Raw genomic sequence first — 20,066 nt, forward strand, 5'->3', positions numbered from 1 at the left:
CAGCTCGCTCATGCGATGTGACAGCAGACTTATGGCTGGCAGATGCGGAAGTATGATCGGCGTAACGGGGAGTCCGCGGTGCGCCCGGTCACCGGGCTGCCGGACTCCTGGCAGAGGACGCAGAGGGAGTGGCCCGTGATGACCCGTTCCGTGTGCAGGACCCGCCGCCTCCGCCGGAGTCTGCGGGCGAGCGGCGCGGGGGCCGCCGTGCTGCTGGCCCTGAGCGCCTGCTCGTCCTCCACCGGCTCGGAGGAGGGCTCGGACTCGGCCGGTTCCGCGGAGGTCTCCGGCCAGGTCACCGTCTTCGCCGCCGCCTCGCTCGAGGAGAGCTTCACGACGCTCGGCGAGAGGTTCGAGAAGCAGCACCCGGGCACCGAGGTCACCTTCAACTTCGGCGGCAGCGACGCCCTCGCCGCGGGCATCACCAGCGGCGCCCCGGCGGACGTCTTCGCTTCCGCCAGCCCGAAGACGATGGCCACCGTCACCGACGCCGGGGCGACGGCCGGCGAGCCGTCCACCTTCGTCCGCAACCGGCTGGAGATCGCCACGCTGCCGGGCAACCCCGAGGGGATCTCCGCCCTGAAGGACCTCACCGCCTCCGGTCTCAAGGTCGTGCTGTGCGACGAGGCCGTGCCGTGCGGTGCCGCGGCGCGGAAGGCGCTGGAGGCCGGCGGGGTCGAACTCACCCCGGCCTCCTACGAGCAGGACGTCAAGGCGGCCCTGACGAAGGTCGAGCTGAAGGAGGCCGACGCCGCCGTCGTCTACCGGACCGACGTGAAGGCGGCCGGTGACAAGGTGACGGGCGTGGACTTCCCCGAGGCGGCCGAGGCCGTCAACGACTACCCGATCGCCGTCCTCGAGGACGCCCCCAACGCCGGCGCGGCGAAGGCCTTCGTCGAACTGGTGAGGTCCGGCGAGGGGCAGCGGGTGCTGACGGCCGCCGGGTTCAGCACGCCGTGAGGAAGTCCGACGCCCCGAGGACCGGCGCCCGCACGGTGCCGGTCCCCCTGCTGGTGCCCGCCCTGGTCGGCCTGGCGTTCCTGCTGCTGCCGCTGATCGCCCTGCTGGTGCGGGCCCCGTGGAGGGACCTGCCCGACCAGCTGACCAGTCCGGAGGTGTGGCAGGCACTGCGACTGTCGCTGCTGTGCGCCACGTCGGCGACCCTGCTGAGCCTGGTCGTGGGCGTGCCCCTGGCCTGGCTGCTGGCCCGCACGGAGTTTCCCGGCCGCGGCTTCGTGCGGGCACTGGTGACGCTGCCACTGGTGCTTCCCCCGGTGGTGGGCGGCGTGGCGCTCCTGCTGGCGTTCGGCCGCAACGGCGTCGTCGGGCAGTGGCTGGACGCCTGGTTCGGGATCACGCTGCCGTTCACGACGACGGGTGTGATCCTCGCGGAGACGTTCGTGGCCATGCCGTTCCTCGTCATCAGCGTGGAGGGCACCCTGCGTGCCGCCGACCCCCGCTTCGAGGAGGCGGCCACGACCCTGGGCGCGTCCCGCTTCACCGCGTTCCGCCGGGTCACGCTGCCGCTGATCGCGCCGGGCATCGCGGCGGGTGCCGTCCTGGCGTGGGCCCGGGCGCTGGGCGAGTTCGGGGCGACGATCACGTTCGCCGGCAACTTCCCGGGGCGGACCCAGACCATGCCGCTCGCGGTCTACCTCGCCCTGCAGAACGACCCCGCGGCGGCGATCGCCCTCAGCCTGGTCCTGCTGGCCGTCTCCATCGCCGTACTGGCCGGTCTGCGGGACCGCTGGATGAGGGCGACATGACGGCTCGGACGAAGTCCTCCGACGGACCGGCCGAGGGCGACATGACAGCCCGTACCAAATCCTCCAGCGGACCGGACGAGGGCGACCTGACAGCCCGTACCGAATCCTCCAGCGGACCGGACAAGAACAACATGGCAGCCCGCAAGAAGTCCTCCAGCGGACCGGACGAGGACGACATGACCGATCCAGACGCACCGACCACCACCACGGAACCCACCGCCGCCCACGCCACCGGCAGCGGCCTCGACGCCCGGCTCGTCGTGGACCGCGGCACCTTCCGCCTGGACGTCACGCTGACCGCCGCACCGGGCGACGTGGTCGCTCTGCTCGGCCCCAACGGCGCCGGCAAGACCACCGCCCTGCGCGCACTCGCGGGCCTGGCCCCGCTCACCGACGGCCACCTGCGCCTCGACGGGACCGCGCTGGACCGCATGCCGCCCGAGTCCCGGCCGGTCGGCGTGGTCTTCCAGGACTACCTGCTCTTCCCGCACCTGTCCGCACTCGACAACGTCGCGTTCGGACCGCGCTGCCGGGGAGCGAGCAAGGCGCAGGCCCGTGCGCGGGCCGCCGCCTGGCTGGACCGGATGGGCCTGGCCGACCACGCGGGCGCCAGGCCGCGCCGCCTCTCCGGCGGTCAGGCCCAGCGCGTCGCCCTCGCCCGCGCCCTCGCCACCAACCCCCGGCTGCTCCTCCTCGACGAGCCCCTCGCGGCACTGGACGCCCGTACACGGCTGGAGGTGCGGGCCCAGCTCCGCCGCCACCTGGCCGAGTTCGAGGCCGTCGCCGTGCTGGTCACCCACGACCCGCTGGACGCCATGGTGCTGGCCGACCGGCTGGTCGTGGTCGAAGACGGCCGGGTCGTGCAGGAAGGCGGCCCCGCCGACATCGCCCGCAGGCCGCGCACCGACTACATCGCGCAGCTGGTCGGCCTGAACCTGTACCGCGGGCAGGCCGACGGCCACACGGTCCGGCTGGACGCCGGTCCGGCCATCACCACCACCGAGGACCTCTTCGGCCCGGTCTTCGTGGCCTTCCCGCCGAGCGCCGTGACCCTGTACGGCGAACGCCCCGGCGGCTCCAGCGCCCGTAACCTGTGGCGCTGCGAGGTCGCGGGCCTGGAGACCCACGGCGACCAGATCCGCGTGGACCTCACCGGCGAACTCCCGCTCGCCGCCGACCTCACCACGGTCGCCGCGGCGGAACTCGGCCTCCACCCGGGAGCGCCGGTGTGGGCGACGGTCAAGGCGACGCAGACACACGCATACCCGGCATAGCACCCTCACCGGGCTACGGTGCCCTCCATGAGCCTGAGTATCCGCAACCAGCTCCCCGGCACCGTCACCGCCGTCACCCCGGGCGAGGCCATGGCGACGGTCAGGGTCCGCCTCTCGGGCGGCCAGGACCTCACCGCGGCGATCACCCGGGACGCCGCCGACGACCTCGCGCTGGCCACCGGAACCGCCGTCCACGCCCTCGTGAAGTCGACGGAGGTCTCCTTGGCCACCGGCCGCGTCGAGGGCCTGTCCATCCGCAACCGGCTCCCGGGCACGGTCACCGCCCGCAGCACCGACGCGGCGATGGCGTCCGTCCACGTCGCCGTCGAGGGCGCCGAAATCACCGCGGCGATCACCACGGAAGCCGCCGACGACCTCGGCCTCACCGTCGGCACCCCCGTCGTCGCGCTGGTCAAATCGACGGAGGTGTCCCTGGCGACGGTGTGACCGTACGACGGGAAGGGCCCCGCCCGGTCCCCCAGCGGGGCCGGACGGGGCCTGTGCCTGTCGGCTCAGTCCTCGTACGCGTCCAGCGGCGGGCAGGAGCAGACGAGGTTCCGGTCGCCGTAGGCCTGGTCGATGCGGCGCACCGGCGGCCAGTACTTGTCGGCGGCGGACACCCCTGCCGGGAAGACGGCCTCCTCGCGCGTGTACGCGTGGTCCCAGTCTCCGCCCAGCGCGCCGGCGGTGTGCGGTGCGCCCCGCAGCGGGTTGTCGTCTGCGGACCAGGCACCGGAGCCGACCTTCTCGATCTCCGCGCGGATGGCGATCATCGCGTCGCAGAAACGGTCCAGCTCGGCCAGGTCCTCGGACTCGGTCGGCTCGATCATCAGCGTGCCGGCCACCGGGAAGGACATCGTCGGCGCGTGGAAGCCGTAGTCGATCAGGCGCTTGGCGACGTCGTCGACACTCACTCCGGTCGCCTTGGTCAGCGGACGCAGGTCGATGATGCACTCGTGCGCCACCAGCCCGCCCGGACCGGTGTACAGCACCGGGAAGTGCGGCTCCAGTCGCTTGGCGATGTAGTTGGCGGACAGCACGGCCACCTGCGTGGCCCGCTTGAGCCCCTCGCCGCCCATCAGCCGGACGTACGACCACGAGATCGGCAGGATGCCGGCCGAGCCCCACGGCGCCGCCGAGATCGGGCCGACGCCCGTCTGCGGACCGGCCGCGGGCTGCAGCGGGTGGTTGGGCAGGTACGGCGCCAGGTGCGACCGTACGGCCACGGGGCCGACGCCGGGACCGCCGCCGCCGTGCGGGATGCAGAACGTCTTGTGCAGGTTCAGGTGGGAGACGTCGCCGCCGAAGTGACCGGGCTTGGCGAGGCCGACCAGGGCGTTGAGGTTGGCGCCGTCCACGTAGACCTGGCCGCCGGCGTCGTGCACCCGGGCGCAGATGTCGGCGACGTGCTCCTCGAAGACGCCGTGCGTGGAGGGGTACGTGATCATCAGCACGGCCAGCTCGTCGCGGTGCTTCTCGATCTTGGCGCGCAGGTCCTCGACATCGATCTCGCCGTCCTCGGCGGTCTTGACGACGACGACCTTCATGCCGGCCATCACGGCGCTGGCGGCGTTGGTGCCGTGCGCGGAGGACGGGATGAGGCAGACGGTGCGCTGGTCGTCGCCGTTGGCACGGTGGTAGCCGCGTACGGCGAGCAGGCCCGCGAACTCGCCCTGCGATCCGGCGTTGGGCTGGAGCGAGACCTTGTCGTACCCGGTGACCTCGGCGAGCCGCTCCTCCAGCTCACGGATGAGCGTGAGGTAGCCCTGCGCCTGCTCGGCGGGCGCGAAGGGGTGCAGCTGCCCGAACTCGGACCAGGTGACCGGCTCCATCTCGGTGGTCGCGTTGAGCTTCATGGTGCAGGAGCCCAGCGGGATCATGCCGCGGTCCAGCGCGTAGTCACGGTCGGCCAGGCGGCGCAGGTAGCGCAGCATCGCCGTCTCGGAGCGGTGCTGGTGGAAGACCGGGTGGGTCAGGAAGTCGTCCGTGCGCAGCAGCGCCTCGGGCAGCGTCTCCTCGGTCGCCGCGTCCAGCGCCTCGATGTCGCCCTCGACGCCGAAGGCGTTCCACACGCCGCCGACCTGGGCGCGCGTGGTGGTCTCGTCGCAGGCGAACGACACGTGGTCGGCGTCGACGAGGCGCAGGTTGATGCCGTTCTCGCGGGCGGCGTGGACGATCGCGCCGGCGCGGCCGGGGACCCGTGCGGTGACCGTGTCGAAGTAGGCGCCGTGCACGATCTCGACGCCACCGGCCGCGAGGCCCGCGGCGGTGATCGAGGCGTACCGGTGGGTGCGCCGCGCGATGGCCCGCAGTCCCTCCGGCCCGTGGTAGACGGCGTACATGCCGGCCATGACGGCGAGCAGCACCTGCGCCGTGCAGATGTTGCTGGTGGCCTTCTCGCGGCGGATGTGCTGCTCGCGGGTCTGCAGGGCGAGGCGGTAGGCCTTGTTGCCGTCCGCGTCCACGGAGACGCCGACCAGGCGGCCGGGCAGGCTGCGGGCGAACTTCTCGTGCACCGCCATGTAGCCGGCGTGCGGCCCGCCGAAGCCCATCGGCACGCCGAAGCGCTGCGTCGTGCCGACCGCGATGTCCGCGCCCAGCTCACCGGGCGAGGTCAGCAGCGTGAGGGCGAGCAGGTCGGCGGCGACGGTGACGAGGGCGCCGAGCTCGTGCGCCCGGTCGATCACCGGCTTGATGTCGCGTACGGCACCGGAGGCGCCCGGGTACTGGATCAGAACGCCGTTGATCTCCCGCTCGGCGACCTCGGCGGGGATGCCCTCGCTCAGGTCGGCGACGACGACCTCGACACCGGTCGGCTCGGCACGGGTCTGGATGACGGCGATGGTCTGCGGCAGCGCGTCCGCGTCGACCAGGAAGAGGCCCTTCTTGTTCTTGCCCATGCGCCTCGACAGCGCCATCGCCTCGGCGGCGGCGGTGCCCTCGTCCAGCAGCGAGGCGCCGGAGGTGGGCAGGCCGGTGAGCTCGGCGACCATCGTCTGGAAGTTCAGCAGGGCCTCCAGGCGGCCCTGGGAGATCTCCGGCTGGTACGGCGTGTACGCGGTGTACCAGGCCGGGTTCTCCATGACGTTGCGCAGGATGACCGGCGGGGTGAAGGTGCCGTAGTAGCCGAGGCCGATCATGGAGTCGAGGACCTGGTTGCGGTCGGCCAGGGAGCGCAGCTCGGCCAGCACCTCGGCCTCGGAGCGCGCACCGGGCAGGTCCAACGCGTCGGAGTTCTTGATCACATCCGGCACCGCGGCGGCCGTCAGCTCGTCGAGCGAGCCGTAACCGACCTGCGCGAGCATCTTGGCCCGGGCCTCGTGGTCGGGGCCGATGTGGCGCTGCTCGAACGGCATGGCCTGTTCGAGTTCGGTGAGCGGGGTGCGATGGGCGGTCATTGCGGAGGCCTCCTGGTCTGACGACCTGCGAGGGGCACCACGGCGCGGGTACCCGGACGGCCTCCCCCTCTGTCATCTCAACCTGAGAGCTTCACCGGGCGACCCGAGGGCGCTCCCGGCTTTCACCGTCGGTGAGAGCGGACGCCGTCGACACCCGCCCTGCTTTCCAGAGTGACCTCGTCCGTGCGGTACGTGGGCCTGAGAGATTCCGGGGAGGATTTGCTCCTTCGGCGCCTCCGGTGATGTCCGGAGGACTCTCCCGCACGGGGTCAGCAGCCGTTGCCAGCGTACCAGCGAGGTCGCCGCACGGACCTTCGAGTGGCCGACCGGCTCTATGTGCTCTTTTGTAGTACTACGGATGATTTCGGCGGCTGGCGGGTCGGCTGGTGCACGACCCCAGTGCGACCAAGTGGAGGGCCCGTGCGTACCGAGATAGACCCGCGCAACCTGATCGGCCGCAAGGCGTTCGACCGCGACGGCACCCGGATCGGCACCGTCGACGAGGTCTACCTCGACGACGCCACCGGCGTCCCCGAATGGGCGGCCATCCGCACCGGACTGTTCAGCAGGGACGCCTTCGTCCCCCTGGAGCCGAGCGAGCTGGTGGACGGCACGCTGCGCGTGCCCTTCGACCGCGCTCTGATCAAGGAAGCCCCCGACTTCGGCGTCGGCCGCCACCTCTCCCCGGAGCAGGAGCTCCAGCTCTACCACCACTACGGCCTCGACGTGGCCGCCCCTCCCCCGCCGCCCGACCATGACTTCGGCAAGCTGGCAGGCCAGGGCAAGGAGGACGCCTGACGGTCCGGCCCGGCCCACCGTCCTGCGGCACGCGCCGTCAACCGGGTGCCGGATGCGTCGGGTGCGTCGGGTGCGTCGGGTGCGTCGGGTGCGTCGAGCCGGTCTTGGCGTCGGGCGCCGGGCGGACAACATCGGCGTCAGGGATCGGGGCGGTATCGGCGCCGAAATCCGGGCCGTTCTCCGCGTCTCGACGCGGGGCCGTCCCCGCGTCGGGAATCGTCGGGCCGGTCTCCGCGTCTCGGCTCAGGCCCCTCTCCGCGTCCACACCCGGTCGAGCCGCCGAGTCGGACACCGGGCAGGCCTCCGCATCGGACCCCGGGCCCGTCTCCACATCGGCGTCCATGTGCCCCGCCCCTGCCGTCCCCGGTCTTCGCGCGACCGTCGCGACCGTCGCGACCGGCGGGACCAGCGGCAGCGGATCCGCCGGTGCCAGGTCCGGGTCGTCCACCGGGAAGGTCCGCACCCTGCCGGTCTCCGAGTACGGCGTCTCGAAGCGCACGGTGACCCGCCCCAGCCCGCTGCCCTGTACCCAGCCGTGCCCGTACTCCGTGTGCCGCACGTCGTGCCCCGCCGGCCACCGGCGCTCACCGGGCGCGGGACGGTGCTCCTCGGCGGGCTCGGCCTCGGGCTCCTCCACGTCCTCGTCGGTCCGGTCCCCCGCCGCCTGGGCGAAGAGGTCCTCCTGTGTGTAGTCGGCGAGCCCGCTCACGCCCACCCCGAGCAGCCGCACACCGCCCGTGGTGTCCACCAGGTCCAGCAGCCGCGCCGCCGCCTCCCGCACCACCGCCGGGTCGTCCGTCGGCCCGCGCAGGGTCTCGGAGCGCGTCAGGGTGGAGAAGTCGTACCTGCGCACCTTGAGCACGATGGTCCGCCCCGACAACCCCGAACCGCGCAGCCGGCGCACGCACCGGTCCGCCAGCCGCTGCACCTCCATGCCGACCCGCGTCCGGTCGTGGATGTCGACGTCGTAGGTGTCCTCGACCGACACCGACTTGGTCTCCCGCTCCGCCACCACGGGCCGCTCGTCGCGGGCCAGGGCCATGGCGTACAGGGCGTGCCCGTGCGCCTTGCCCAGCAGCCGTACGAGCTCGTCCTCGCCGGCCTCGGCGAGTTCGCCGACCGTGGTGATACCGGCCCGCCGCAGATGGTCGCCGGTCGCCGGCCCCACGCCGGGCAGCGTCCGCACGGACATCGGCTCCAGCATGGCCCGCTCCGTGCCCGGCGGGATCAGCACCAGCCCGTCGGGCTTGGCCTCCTCGGAGGCGATCTTGGCGAGCATCTTGGAGGCGGCCAGCCCCACCGACCCGGTGAGACCGGTGACGCTGCGGATGTCCGCGCGCAGCTTCGCCCCCGCCAGCCGGGCCGAATCCGCGTCCCAGGCCGTGCCACCGGCCTCCAGGTCCACGAACGCCTCGTCCAGGCTCAGCGGCTCCACCAACGGCGACAGCGCCCGCAGGAGCCGCATCACCTGCTCGCTGATCGTCCGGTACAGCTCGAAGCGCGGGACGAGGTAGGCGGCGTTGGGGGCCAGGCGCCGGGCCTGCCCCATGGGCATGGCCGAGTGGACGCCGAAGACCCGGGCCTCGTACGACGCGGTGGCCACCACCCCGCGCGGCCCCAGGCCGCCCACGACCACGGCCTTCCCGCGCAGACTCGGCTTGGACGCCTGCTCCACCGAGGCGAAGAAGGCATCCATGTCGAGATGCAGGATCGTGGGCGCGGTTCTCACATGTCCGATGGTGCCCTACGCCACTGACAACGCCCTGCCCGCGAGCCGCGGTGCTCAGACCGCCCGGTTGCGCCGCCGCGCCAGCTCGTCGGCGGGATTGTGCCCGACCAGGGTCTCGCCCGTGTCGATCCGCTCGCCGTGCAACTGGGACAGCGCGCTCTCCACGTCCCGCCAGACCACGCCGACGGCGATGCCGAAGACGCCCTGACCGCCCTGGAGCAAGGCGTGCACCTCGTCGGGCGAGGTGCACTCGTGGACGGTGGCGCCGTCGCTCATCAGCGTCATCCGCTCCAGGTCCCGGAAGCCGCGCTCCCTGAGGTGCTGGACGGCGGTGCGGATGTTCTGCAGGGACACGCCGGTGTCGAGGAAGCGCTTGACGATCTTCAGCACGACCACGTCGCGGAAGCTGTACAGGCGCTGCGTCCCGGAGCCGTGCGCGGGTCGCACGCTGGGCTCGACGAGGCCGGTGCGGGCCCAGTAGTCGAGCTGCCGGTAGGTGATACCGGCGGCCGCGCAGGCCGTCGGCCCGCGGTAGCCGATCTGGTCGGACGCCATGGACGTCGCCCCTCCGCTGCTCGGCACCGCAGCCGGTCGCTGCTGAGCCGGATCGGCCGCGCCACCGTGCTGCGGGTAGCCCCCGCCCGCACGGAGCCGAGAGCCCGGGGGAGGGTACGGACCGCTTGCCCCGAGGCTGTGCCCGGAGCCACCCCCAGCCGTACCGTCGCCGCTGATTCTCACGCCGACCTCCGTCCTTGACCTGCCTCCTCGACGGTAGGCAGTCACCAAGGGTGCGTCAACGATCGCCACACTCGGCACGCCGAGTGATAATCACCCTACGAGTGGTTTCCCGTGCCCCATCGCGGGGAAAGGCTAGCCGAATGTGCCCAAAAGGGCCGTTCGCCGCCTCGGGGAGCGCCTCGTCCGCGGCTCACTGATTGCTGGTTCCGAAGTCCTCCGGCGAGATCTGGTCGAGGAACTCGCGGAACTTCTCCACCTCGTCCTCCTGCTCGTCCGGGATGGCGATGCCGGCGTCGTCGAGGACCGTGTCGCTGCCGTAGATCGGCGTTCCGGTGCGCAATGCCAGCGCTATGGCGTCGGACGGCCTGGCACTGACCTCGACCCCGCTCGCGAAGACCAGCTCGGCGTAGAAGACCCCGTCCCGCAGGTCTGTGATGCGCACTTCCGTGAGCTCCTGGCCGACGGCTTCCAGCACGTCCTTGAACAGGTCGTGGGTCAGCGGGCGCGCCGGGGCCATGCCCTGCTGGGCGAAGGCGATCGCCGTCGCCTCCCCCGGCCCGATCCAGATGGGGAGGAAGCGGTCGCCTCCCACCTCGCGCAGCAGCACGATCGGTTGGTTGGAGGGCATCTCGACCCGGACACCTACGACATCGAGCTCGTTCACACAGCAACCCTAGGCCGTGCCCGGGACATTTGGGTAGTCGGGCCGGGATCGGGTGGGCGATCCGGGTGCAGGACCGGACCCTCGGACACCCCTCGGACAGGCTGCCGCCGGGGCTCGGCCGGGCAGCGGCCGGCCTCGGTCAGGGCAGCCGCACGCCCAGGGCGGTCTGCACCAGCGCGGCGTGCAGCTTCACCGCAAGCCCCGCCAGCTCCTTGGTGCGGGCCTCGGCGTGGGCCCTGGTCTGTGGGTTGCGGTGGCGCTTCAGCGGCGCCACCACCTGGTCCACGAGACCGGCCTCCCGGTCGGCGGCGGCCTTCATCACCCGCAGGTGCCTCGGCTCGATGCCGAACCGGCCCAGCTGCACCACCAGCGACGCCACCGTCACCGTCTCGGCGTCGTACGCGCCGTCGGAGAGCGGAGTGACGAGTCCGTACGACTCCCACTCCTTCAGTTCCTGCTCGTCGATGCCGGCCGCGGCAAGCAGCTCCTCGCGCCCGATCCGGGCCGCCGCGGGCCCTTCGGCCGGCTCCGGCGCGGGCGCTCCGTCCCGCTGCCGGCCCAGCGTCGGCAGCGGCACGGCCTCACCGCGCTCCATGGCGTCCAGATGCTCGCGGATCACCTTCAGCGGCAGGTAGTGGTCCCGCTGCATGCGCAGCACCTGGCCGAGACGCTCGACGTCGTGCGCGCTGAACTTGCGGTACCCGGCCGGGGTCCGCCGCGGCTCGACGAGCCCTTCCGACTCCAGGAAACGGATCTTGGAGATGGTGATGTCGGGGAACTCGTCGCGCAGTGCGTTCAGTACCGCGCCGATGCTCATCAGCCCACTGTCCGCGGCGGTGGTGCCGTGCCCGGCACCACCGCTCGGTGTTTGAAGCATGGACCTTCCCTGGAGGTTCCCCGGGCGGCTGCCCGGGGGCGGTCAGTAACCCCGCTGGCTCGCGTAGAAGACCAGCCGGTACTTGCCGATCTGCACCTCGTCACCGTTCGACAGGGCGACCTGGTCGATGCGCTCGCGGTTGACGTACGTGCCGTTCAGGCTGCCGACGTCGGCGACCGTGAACGAGCCGTCGTGGCTGCGGCGGAACTCCACGTGCCGGCGCGAGACCGTCACGTCGTCCAGGAAGATGTCGCTCTGCGGGTGACGTCCGGCGGTGGTCAGCTCGCTGTCCAGCAGGAAGCGGCTGCCCGAGTTCGGGCCACGGCGCACGACCAGGAGCGCGGACCCGAGCGGCAGCGCGTCCACCGCGGCCTGCGCCTCGGGCGAGAGCGCCGGGATCGCGGTCTGACCGGTCACCTCGGCGTCGTAGGCCTCCAGGCCCGAGATGGAGATCGTGGAGGTCGTCTCGGACGCACGCTCCGGAACGGCCCCCGGCCGCAGTGGCGCTCCGCAGTTGGAGCAGAAGCGGCTGTTCTCCGCGTTGCGGTTACCGCACCTCGTACACACCAGGGCCGACATGGACGGTTCCTCCTGCCGCGGCTGCCCCGCCGGGGCGTTCGACGCGTACGGACCGGCGGCGAACCCACCCGTACCTGAGGCTGACGGTTGGCCGAAACCTATGCCGCCGGACTGCGCAGGGTCAACGGACGACGCGCCCTGACCACCGGAAATGTCACCGCCCGGACCAGCCACCTGGTCCCGGAACATCGGGCGCCCGCCCTCCGCGTCAGGCTGTGCCCGATGGCGAGCGGTCGCGTTCTCGCGACCCTCTCGCGCGCTCTTGCCGAACAACTTCGCAAACAACTTCACGGGCGATTCCCCTTGACCGAAACAGACCCGCCCGTGGGGCAGGACGAACCCTGACTGAACGTACTGGCCGACCCGGACACCTTCACAACGTCCGTCTCCACCAGACAGTTTCCACCACGCACCACCCAATCGGTGCGCCGACCCCCCGCAACCTCATGCCCTCGCCGGACGCCCCCCATGCACCGCCGGTTCACTGGGAGGACGACCGAGCGTAGTCAGGCCGCTTCGCCGCTCGCAAGGCGTCCACGACGATCTTGCTCGACCGCTCAACAGTAACGGTGGCCTGTTCCTTCTCCAGAGTCTGCACCACGCCTCCAGGAATGTTGAGAGCCGGTTCGAGGTCCTGCGGCTTGCCGATGACCTTGAAACGATAGGGCGCGTTGATCTTGTTCCCGTCGACACTCACGGACTTGTCGGAGTCCGTCAGGTACGTGTCGGCGACGACCCGGACACCGTTCACCTGGATCGCCTCCGCCCCCGCCGCGCGCAGCTCCTGGATCGCGTCGAGCAGCATGTTCGCCTCGACCGCACCCTTCGCGTCCTCGACCGTCACTGTGATCCCGGGTCCCTGCGCGGCCACGGTGCCCGCGAGGACGCCGAGTTGCCGCTCCTTCTCGAGCGTCTGCTTGCGGGCCTCCTCCGCCTGGTCGGAGCTGTTCTCCAGCTCGTCGCGCTGTTTCTCGAGGCCCTGCTTCTCGTCTTCTAGACGCTGGGTACGGTCGTCCAGTTCATCGAGAATGCGGACCAGATCCTCCTGGCGCGCGCCGCGCAGCGCGCTGTCGCCCTCACTGTTCGAGGCCACCTGGACCGCAAGGCCGAACCCGAGGCCGAACAGGAGGAGGGCCACGATGAGTTGGGCCCGGGTCAGACGCGGTGGCCACAGGCCCTTGACGAGCCGCTGCCTGCCGGTCAGTCCGGCCCGCGGCTCCGGTCGACCGGCCTCCGGGGCACCGCCGGACGCGGCCTGGCCCGCCGGGGACGGCGACGGCGGCACCTCGTCGGGCAGTTCCTTGCGCAGGCTGCTCGCGCTCTGCTCGTCCTGGTCACTCATCGGCCTCACGCCCGGAAGACGTGGCGACGGATCGCCGCGGCGTTGGAGAAGATGCGAATGCCGAGGACGACCACGACACCGGTGGACAGCTGGGCCCCGACGCCCAGCTTGTCGCCCAGGAACACGATCAGCGCGGCGACGACCACGTTCGACAGGAACGACACCACGAAGACCTTGTCGTCGAAGATGCCGTCGAGCATGGCCCGCAGACCACCGAAGACGGCGTCGAGCGCCGCCACGACGGCGATCGGCAGATACGGCTCCACGGCCGCCGGGACCTCCGGCCGGACCAACAGTCCGGCCACGACTCCCACGACGAGGCCCAGTACGGCGATCACGATGTTTCCTTCTCGGTTATCGGCTGTGCTGTACGTACGATCACACTCGGTGCGGCCGGCAGCTCGAGGTCGTCCGCGACGGAGATGGCGGTCCGGATGCCGTAGTTCTCCTGCAGGGCATGCAGGTAGAACCCGTCGGCACTGTCCTGGAACCGGCTGCTGAGCCCTTCGCCGTCCCCCACCGCGAGCACCGTGTACGGCGGTACCAGCGGCCTGTTGTCGACCAGGATCGCGTCACCGGCGGCCCTGATCGCAGACAGCGCCGTCAGACGCTGCCCGTTGATGGAGACCGCCTCGGCCCCCGACTCCCAGAGCCCGTTCACCACGCGCTGCATGTCCCGGTCGCGCACCCGGCCCGTGTCGGAGAACCCGGAGGTGCCGCGCGGCTGCCCGTCACCGCCCGCGCCGGCGTCCTTCGCGTCGTCCACCACGAGCTTCACACCGGGGCCGTGCACCCCGACCGCGCCCGACAGGACGCCGACCAGGTCCGACCGGTCGCTGTCACCGTTCTTCTCGAGCGCCTCGCGCTGCCGGGCGCTCACGTCGCCGCGCAACTTCTCGATGCTCTCCTCGAGCCTGTCGGCCGCGGAGGTCTCCTCCTCGATGCGGTCGATGAGCTCTTCGCGCTCCTTGGCGACGGCGGGAGCGGCGACCCGCGCCTGGGCCGCGCCGACGGTCACGACCAGCGCCGCCAGCACGAGGCCGGCGGCGAGGCCGAGCTTGGCCCGGAGGGTCTTGGGCAGTCCGCCGCCGCCCTCGGCCTTCTTCCGCTCGGCGGCCTCGGCGTATCCGTCGTCGAGGCTGTGGTCCATGACGTTGGTGAGCAGGGACATGGACGCGTCCGGACGCGCGGGCCGCGTGGATGTGCTCCGAACGGGGGGTTGCTGCGGCATGCCGCACATCGTCGCACGCCCCGGCCACTACCTCCGAACGGCCCCACCGGCGTGCCGGACAGGCCCCCTTGGGGACACTTGTCCGGCACGCACGCGTACGGCGTGTCTCAGCGGCCCGCGCTGTCCACCACGGCGGACCACTCGTCGAGCAGCGCCTGCGCGGAGGCGTCGTCGGGACCCTCGGCCCACAGGTGGGTGACCGCCTCGGCCGGGTCGGGCAACACCATCACCCAGCGGCCGTCCGCCTCCACCACGCGCACGCCGTCGGTGGTGTCCACGAAGCGGTCTCCGGCCGCCTCGACGACCCGGCGCATCACCAGCCCCTTGACGGCCCACGGGGTCGCCAGGTCGCGCTTGAGGACGTGTGCCCGCGGAATCCGCGCGTCGATCTGGCTCAGCGTGAGCTGCGTCCGCGCCACCAGCCCGATCAGCCGCACGAAGGCCGCCGTACCGTCGTAGACGCTGCTGAACTCCGGGACGATGAAGCCGCCCTTGCCGTCACCGCCGAAGATCGCCCCTTCCTCGCCCCCGACCCGCGTCAGGTCGTCGGGAGAGGTGGTCGTCCACTCGACCTGGGTGCCGTGGTAAGCGGCCACCTGCTCGGCGATCCTGGTCGTGGTCACCGGCAGCGCCACGCGTCCGCTGCGCCGCTCGGCGGCGATCAGGTCGAGCATCACCAGCAGCGCCCGGTCGTCCTCGATGATGCGGCCCTTCTCGTCGACGAGCGACAGCCGCTCACCGACCGGGTCGAACCGCACGCCGAACGCCGCCCGCGAGGAAGCCACGATCTCCCCGAGTCGCACCAGCCCCGAGCGCCGCATGTCGGCGGACTCGGTGGGCCGGGACTCGTCGAGCCCGGGGTTGATGGTCAGCGAGTCGACGCCCAGCTTCCCGAGCAGGCTGGGCAGGACCAGCCCGGCACTGCCGTTGGAGGCGTCGACGACCACCTTGAGCCCGGAATCGGCGATCCCGGTGATGTCGACGTTGCGCAGCAGCGACCCGGTGTACGAGTCGAAGACGCTGGACGGGAAGTGCAGGTCACCGATCTCGCCGGGGAACGCCCGCCGGTACTCCTGCCGCGCGAACACCCGGTCCAGCTTCCGCTGGCTGCCCTGCGACAGGTCGGCGCCCTGTCCGTCGAAGAACATGATGTCCACGGAGTCCGGTACCCCGGGCGTGGTCCGGATCATGATGCCGCCCGCACTGCCCCGCGCGGTCTGCTGCCTCGCGACGGGCAGCGGTACGTTCTCCAGGTCCCGTACGTCGATGGCGCTGGCCTGGAGCGCGGAGATCACCGCCCGCTTCAGGGCCCGCGCACCGCGTGAGTGGTCGCGGGCCGTGGTGACGGTGGAACCCTTCTTGAGGGTCGTCGCGTAGGCGCCTGCCAGCCGCACGGCCAGCTCCGGTGTGATCTCCACGTTCAGGATGCCGGAGACTCCGCGAGCCCCGAAGAGATGCGCCTGTCCCCGCGACTCCCAGATGACCGACGTGTTGACGAAGGCGCCGGCCTCGATGGTCTTGAACGGGTAGACCCGCACATTGCCCTGGATGATCGATTCCTCACCGACCAGGCACTCGTCTCCGATGACCGCGCCGTCCTCGATCCGCGCGGCGCGCATGATGTCGGTGTTCTTGCCGACGACGCAGCCGCGCAGATTGCTGTGCGGGCCGACGTACACGTTGTCGTGCACGACGGCCTTGTGCAGGAAGGCACCGCTCTTGACGACGACGTTCGAGCCGACGACGGTGTGCTCCCGGATTTCGGCGCCGGCCTCCACCTTGGCGTAGTCGCCGATGTAGAGGGGCCCTCGGAGCACGGCGTCGGGGTGCACCTCCGCACCTTCGGCCACCCATACTCCGGGCGAGATCTCGAAGCCGTCGATATCGACGTCGACCTTGCGCTCCAGAACGTCGGCCTGGGCCTTCACATAGCTCTCGTGCGTGCCGACGTCCTCCCAGTAGCCCTCGGCGACATAGCCGTAGACGGGCTTGCCCTCCTTCATCAGCTGCGGGAAGACGTCACCGGACCAGTCCACGGGCACGTCGGGATCGACGTAGTCGAACACCTCCGGCTCCATGACGTAGATGCCGGTGTTCACGGTGTCCGAGAAGACCTGGCCCCAGGTCGGCTTCTCCAGGAACCGCTCGACCTTGCCCTCGTCATCGACGATGGTGATACCAAATTCCAGCGGGTTGGGCACGCGTGTCAGACACACGGTGACCAGCGCACCCTTTTCCTTGTGGAAATTGATCAGGTCGGTGAGGTCGAAGTCGGTCAGGGCATCGCCGGAAATAACAAGGAAAGCGTCGTCCTTCAACGCCTCTTCGGCGTTCTTGACGCTTCCGGCGGTACCGAGTGGCTTCTCCTCATTGGCATAGGTGAGCTCCATTCCGAGCTCCTCGCCGTCCCCGAAGTAGTTCTTGACCAGCGAGGCCAGGAACTGCACGGTGACGACGGTCTCGTTGAGCCCATGCCTTTTGAGCAACCGCAGAACGTGCTCCATGATCGGCCGGTTGGCCACCGGCAGGAGCGGCTTGGGCATGCTCGAGGTCATCGGGCGAAGGCGCGTGCCTTCGCCTCCGGCCATCACGACGGCCTTCATGTCGGAAGCGTCCTCCTCTAAGAGACGACGGATTGACCGACTTCACCCGTCCAGGGTCCCGCACTTTTGCAGCGCGGGCCATCCGGCGTCAGTGCCGCACAATCGGCGAACGAGTTCAATCGGCCGTGGCGTCCGCACGGACCAAGCGGCGGACCTGCACCACGTAGAGAACACCTGCCCACCAATACAGGGTTGTACCCCATCCGGCGAACGCCCATCCGAAAACAGCAGCGAGTGACGCGATCCACCCGCTTCCGTCACTGAGCAGAAGCAGGGGGAAGGCGTACATGAGGTTGAAGGTGGCGGCCTTCCCCAGGAAGTTCACCTGCGGCGGCGGATAGCCGTGCCGCCGCAGGATGCCGACCATGACGAGCAGGACCGCTTCGCGGGCCAGCAGGACAAGGGTCAACCAAAGCGGCAGAATCTCCCGCCAGGTAAGGCCCACCAGGGTCGACAGAATGTAGAGCCGGTCGGCCGCGGGGTCCAGGAGCCGGCCGAGACTGCTGATCTGGTTCCAGCGCCGGGCGAGCTTCCCGTCCAGGTAGTCGCTGACGCCGCTGAGGGCCAGCACCAGCAGAGCCCAGCCGTCGCTCTGCGGGCCCCCGAACTCGGGCCGGAGGATCAGCCACAGGAACAGCGGCACGCCGGCGAGACGCGCCATGCTGAGGATGTTCGGGATGGTGAGGACCCGGTCGGTCTGCACGCGGGTCTCCTGGACCTCCACGCGGGGGCCTCCTGGGATGAAACGAGCCAATGATGCTCCCTGACCTTACCTCAACGCAAAAAAGCTCTGGCCCTCGGGCTGTGTGCCCAAGAGCCAGAGCTCTAAGAGGAGTTCGGCGGCGTCCTACTCTCCCACAGGGTCCCCCCTGCAGTACCATCGGCGCTGTAAGGCTTAGCTTCCGGGTTCGGAATGTAACCGGGCGTTTCCCCTACGCTATGACCACCGAAACACTATGAAACTGACAACCGCACCACACCCTGTGACAAGTGTGGGGTTGTTCGTGGTTTCAGAACCAACACAGTGGACGCGAGCAACTGAGGACAAGCCCTCGGCCTATTAGTACCAGTCAACTCCACCGGTTACCCGGCTTCCATATCTGGCCTATCAACCCAGTCGTCTACTGGGAGCCTTACCCCATCAAGTGGGTGGGAGTCCTCATCTCGAAGCAGGCTTCCCGCTTAGATGCTTTCAGCGGTTATCCCTCCCGAACGTAGCCAACCAGCCATGCCCTTGGCAGAACAACTGGCACACCAGAGGTTCGTCCGTCCCGGTCCTCTCGTACTAGGGACAGCCCTTCTCAAGACTCCTACGCGCACAGCGGATAGGGACCGAACTGTCTCACGACGTTCTAAACCCAGCTCGCGTACCGCTTTAATGGGCGAACAGCCCAACCCTTGGGACCGACTCCAGCCCCAGGATGCGACGAGCCGACATCGAGGTGCCAAACCATCCCGTCGATATGGACTCTTGGGGAAGATCAGCCTGTTATCCCCGGGGTACCTTTTATCCGTTGAGCGACGGCGCTTCCACAAGCCACCGCCGGATCACTAGTCCCGACTTTCGTCCCTGCTCGACCCGTCGGTCTCACAGTCAAGCTCCCTTGTGCACTTACACTCAACACCTGATTGCCAACCAGGCTGAGGGAACCTTTGGGCGCCTCCGTTACTCTTTAGGAGGCAACCGCCCCAGTTAAACTACCCATCAGACACTGTCCCTGATCCGGATCACGGACCCAGGTTAGACATCCAGCACGACCAGACTGGTATTTCAACGACGACTCCACCCACACTGGCGTGCGAGCTTCAAAGTCTCCCAGCTATCCTACACAAGCCGAACCGAACACCAATATCAAACTGTAGTAAAGGTCCCGGGGTCTTTCCGTCCTGCTGCGCGAAACGAGCATCTTTACTCGTAGTGCAATTTCACCGGGCCTATGGTTGAGACAGTCGAGAAGTCGTTACGCCATTCGTGCAGGTCGGAACTTACCCGACAAGGAATTTCGCTACCTTAGGATGGTTATAGTTACCACCGCCGTTTACTGGCGCTTAAGTTCTCAGCTTCGCCTGGACGAATCCAAGCTAACCGGTCCCCTTAACGTTCCAGCACCGGGCAGGCGTCAGTCCGTATACATCGCCTTACGGCTTCGCACGGACCTGTGTTTTTAGTAAACAGTCGCTTCTCGCTGGTCTCTGCGGCCACCCCCAGCTCACGGAGTAAATCCGATCACCAAGCGTGGCCCCCCTTCTCCCGAAGTTACGGGGGCATTTTGCCGAGTTCCTTAACCATAGTTCACCCGAACGCCTCGGTATTCTCTACCTGACCACCTGAGTCGGTTTAGGGTACGGGCCGCCATGAAACTCGCTAGAGGCTTTTCTCGACAGCATAGGATCATCCACTTCACCACAATCGGCTCGGCATCAGGTCTCAGACTATTGCCAGGCGGATTTACCTACCTGACGTCCTACACCCTTACCCCGGGACAACCACCGCCCGGGATGGACTACCTTCCTGCGTCACCCCATCACTCACCTACTAACCGCTTGGTTCAGCGGCTCCACCACTCCCCTCAACTCCGAAGAGATCAGGGCGGCTTCACGGCCTTAGCATCACGATGCTCGATGTTTGACGCTTCACAGCGGGTACCGGAATATCAACCGGTTATCCATCGACTACGCCTGTCGGCCTCGCCTTAGGTCCCGACTTACCCTGGGCAGATCAGCTTGACCCAGGAACCCTTAGTCAATCGGCGCAAACGTTTCTCACGTTTGTATCGCTACTCATGCCTGCATTCTCACTCGTGAACCGTCCACAACTGCCTTCCGGCGCTGCTTCACCCGGCACACGACGCTCCCCTACCCATCACAGCCGGCGTTGGCCGTATTGCTGCAATGACACGACTTCGGCGGTACGCTTGAGCCCCGCTACATTGTCGGCGCGGAATCACTAGACCAGTGAGCTATTACGCACTCTTTCAAGGGTGGCTGCTTCTAAGCCAACCTCCTGGTTGTCTGTGCGACTCCACATCCTTTCCCACTTAGCGTACGCTTAGGGGCCTTAGTCGAT

At 69.3% G+C, this 20,066-nt stretch carries 16 protein-coding genes, 2 rRNA genes and 1 riboswitch (1 of these 19 cut by a window edge); of the genes, 5 read left to right on the forward strand and 13 right to left on the reverse strand.

Features of this window, described 5'->3' with window-relative positions; genetic code table 11:
- Nucleotides 1–138 precede the first annotated feature (138 nt).
- From modA to ACLIN4_RS05715, 4 genes are all read left to right on the forward strand, one after another.
- Entirely contained in the window at nucleotides 139–960 is an 822-nt protein-coding gene (gene modA / locus ACLIN4_RS05700) for a molybdate ABC transporter substrate-binding protein (protein ID WP_411575551.1), read from the forward strand.
- Nucleotides 957–1,766: an ABC transporter permease gene (locus tag ACLIN4_RS05705; protein ID WP_107477625.1), complete on the forward strand. Its 810-nt coding sequence runs from the start codon at nucleotides 957–959 to the stop codon at nucleotides 1,764–1,766. Before modA ends, ACLIN4_RS05705 begins: the two co-directional genes overlap by 4 nt.
- Before the next feature lie 176 nt (nucleotides 1,767–1,942).
- Nucleotides 1,943–3,040 (forward strand): ABC transporter ATP-binding protein, encoded by a 1,098-nt coding sequence (locus ACLIN4_RS05710; protein WP_382022762.1) that lies wholly within the window; start codon nucleotides 1,943–1,945, stop codon nucleotides 3,038–3,040.
- A gap of 27 nt (nucleotides 3,041–3,067) precedes the next feature.
- Nucleotides 3,068–3,487: a TOBE domain-containing protein gene (locus ACLIN4_RS05715; RefSeq protein WP_290013829.1), complete on the forward strand. Its 420-nt coding sequence runs from the start codon at nucleotides 3,068–3,070 to the stop codon at nucleotides 3,485–3,487.
- A 65-nt stretch (nucleotides 3,488–3,552) separates the two neighbouring features.
- Here ACLIN4_RS05715 and gcvP read toward each other — a convergent pair whose 3' ends face one another.
- Nucleotides 3,553–6,438 (reverse strand): aminomethyl-transferring glycine dehydrogenase, encoded by a 2,886-nt coding sequence (gene gcvP, locus ACLIN4_RS05720; protein WP_290013831.1) that lies wholly within the window; start codon nucleotides 6,436–6,438, stop codon nucleotides 3,553–3,555.
- A 176-nt stretch (nucleotides 6,439–6,614) separates the two neighbouring features.
- A riboswitch (glycine riboswitch) is annotated at nucleotides 6,615–6,710 on the reverse strand.
- Nucleotides 6,711–6,858: 148 nt separating this feature from the next.
- Here gcvP and ACLIN4_RS05725 point away from each other — a divergent pair.
- Nucleotides 6,859–7,236 carry a PRC-barrel domain-containing protein gene (locus tag ACLIN4_RS05725; protein ID WP_290013832.1) on the forward strand — a complete coding sequence of 126 codons (378 nt, stop codon included), beginning with the start codon at nucleotides 6,859–6,861 and terminating at the stop codon, nucleotides 7,234–7,236.
- A gap of 37 nt (nucleotides 7,237–7,273) precedes the next feature.
- On the opposite strand, the gene ACLIN4_RS05730 is transcribed toward ACLIN4_RS05725, so the two are convergent.
- From ACLIN4_RS05730 to ACLIN4_RS05785, 12 genes are all read right to left on the reverse strand, one after another.
- Nucleotides 7,274–8,965: a DNA polymerase IV gene (locus tag ACLIN4_RS05730; protein ID WP_411575552.1), complete on the reverse strand. Its 1,692-nt coding sequence runs from the start codon at nucleotides 8,963–8,965 to the stop codon at nucleotides 7,274–7,276.
- A gap of 54 nt (nucleotides 8,966–9,019) precedes the next feature.
- Nucleotides 9,020–9,703 carry a MerR family transcriptional regulator gene (locus tag ACLIN4_RS05735; protein WP_289907846.1) on the reverse strand — a complete coding sequence of 228 codons (684 nt, stop codon included), beginning with the start codon at nucleotides 9,701–9,703 and terminating at the stop codon, nucleotides 9,020–9,022.
- A gap of 190 nt (nucleotides 9,704–9,893) precedes the next feature.
- Entirely contained in the window at nucleotides 9,894–10,367 is a 474-nt protein-coding gene (locus tag ACLIN4_RS05740) for a bifunctional nuclease family protein (protein WP_071528782.1), read from the reverse strand.
- Between the two features lie 139 nt (nucleotides 10,368–10,506).
- Complete coding sequence (locus ACLIN4_RS05745; RefSeq protein ID WP_107477621.1) at nucleotides 10,507–11,244, reverse strand: MerR family transcriptional regulator; 738 nt, start codon at nucleotides 11,242–11,244, stop codon at nucleotides 10,507–10,509.
- A gap of 42 nt (nucleotides 11,245–11,286) precedes the next feature.
- Nucleotides 11,287–12,243, reverse strand: coding sequence for an FHA domain-containing protein (locus ACLIN4_RS05750; protein WP_179342424.1), 957 nt, complete (start codon nucleotides 12,241–12,243; stop codon nucleotides 11,287–11,289).
- 61 nt (nucleotides 12,244–12,304) lie between these two features.
- The gene (locus ACLIN4_RS05755) at nucleotides 12,305–13,165 is read right to left on the reverse strand and encodes a DUF881 domain-containing protein (RefSeq protein ID WP_107477620.1); all 861 of its coding nucleotides are present in this window, start codon (nucleotides 13,163–13,165) and stop codon (nucleotides 12,305–12,307) included.
- A gap of 5 nt (nucleotides 13,166–13,170) precedes the next feature.
- On the reverse strand, nucleotides 13,171–13,503 hold the full coding sequence (locus tag ACLIN4_RS05760; protein WP_003977440.1) for a small basic family protein: 333 nt from the start codon (nucleotides 13,501–13,503) through the stop codon (nucleotides 13,171–13,173).
- Entirely contained in the window at nucleotides 13,500–14,336 is an 837-nt protein-coding gene (locus ACLIN4_RS05765) for a DUF881 domain-containing protein (protein WP_382053787.1), read from the reverse strand. Before ACLIN4_RS05765 ends, ACLIN4_RS05760 begins: the two co-directional genes overlap by 4 nt.
- Before the next feature lie 167 nt (nucleotides 14,337–14,503).
- Nucleotides 14,504–16,999, reverse strand: a complete 2,496-nt coding sequence (locus ACLIN4_RS05770; RefSeq protein WP_107477618.1) for a mannose-1-phosphate guanyltransferase — start codon at nucleotides 16,997–16,999, stop codon at nucleotides 14,504–14,506.
- A gap of 115 nt (nucleotides 17,000–17,114) precedes the next feature.
- Complete coding sequence (locus tag ACLIN4_RS05775) at nucleotides 17,115–17,723, reverse strand: CDP-alcohol phosphatidyltransferase family protein (protein ID WP_073731463.1); 609 nt, start codon at nucleotides 17,721–17,723, stop codon at nucleotides 17,115–17,117.
- 110 nt (nucleotides 17,724–17,833) lie between these two features.
- Nucleotides 17,834–17,950, reverse strand: a 5S ribosomal RNA gene (rrf, locus tag ACLIN4_RS05780).
- Between the two features lie 89 nt (nucleotides 17,951–18,039).
- Nucleotides 18,040–20,066, reverse strand: a 23S ribosomal RNA gene (locus ACLIN4_RS05785); it runs 1,097 nt beyond the window's last position.

Origin of the sequence: Streptomyces mutabilis (genome assembly GCF_046628145.1) — a bacterium.
GTDB lineage: Bacteria > Actinomycetota > Actinomycetes > Streptomycetales > Streptomycetaceae > Streptomyces > Streptomyces mutabilis.

Coding starts and splice junctions, on each gene's coding strand:
- modA (WP_411575551.1), top strand. CDS start 139: ATGACCCGTTCCGTGTGCAGGACCCGCCGCCTCCGCCGGAGTCTGCGG.
- ACLIN4_RS05710 (WP_382022762.1), top strand. CDS start 1,943: ATGACCGATCCAGACGCACCGACCACCACCACGGAACCCACCGCCGCC.
- ACLIN4_RS05715 (WP_290013829.1), top strand. CDS start 3,068: ATGAGCCTGAGTATCCGCAACCAGCTCCCCGGCACCGTCACCGCCGTC.
- gcvP (WP_290013831.1), bottom strand. CDS start 6,438: ATGACCGCCCATCGCACCCCGCTCACCGAACTCGAACAGGCCATGCCG.
- ACLIN4_RS05745 (WP_107477621.1), bottom strand. CDS start 11,244: ATGCTTCAAACACCGAGCGGTGGTGCCGGGCACGGCACCACCGCCGCG.
- ACLIN4_RS05755 (WP_107477620.1), bottom strand. CDS start 13,165: ATGAGTGACCAGGACGAGCAGAGCGCGAGCAGCCTGCGCAAGGAACTG.
- ACLIN4_RS05765 (WP_382053787.1), bottom strand. CDS start 14,336: ATGTCCCTGCTCACCAACGTCATGGACCACAGCCTCGACGACGGATAC.
- ACLIN4_RS05770 (WP_107477618.1), bottom strand. CDS start 16,999: ATGAAGGCCGTCGTGATGGCCGGAGGCGAAGGCACGCGCCTTCGCCCG.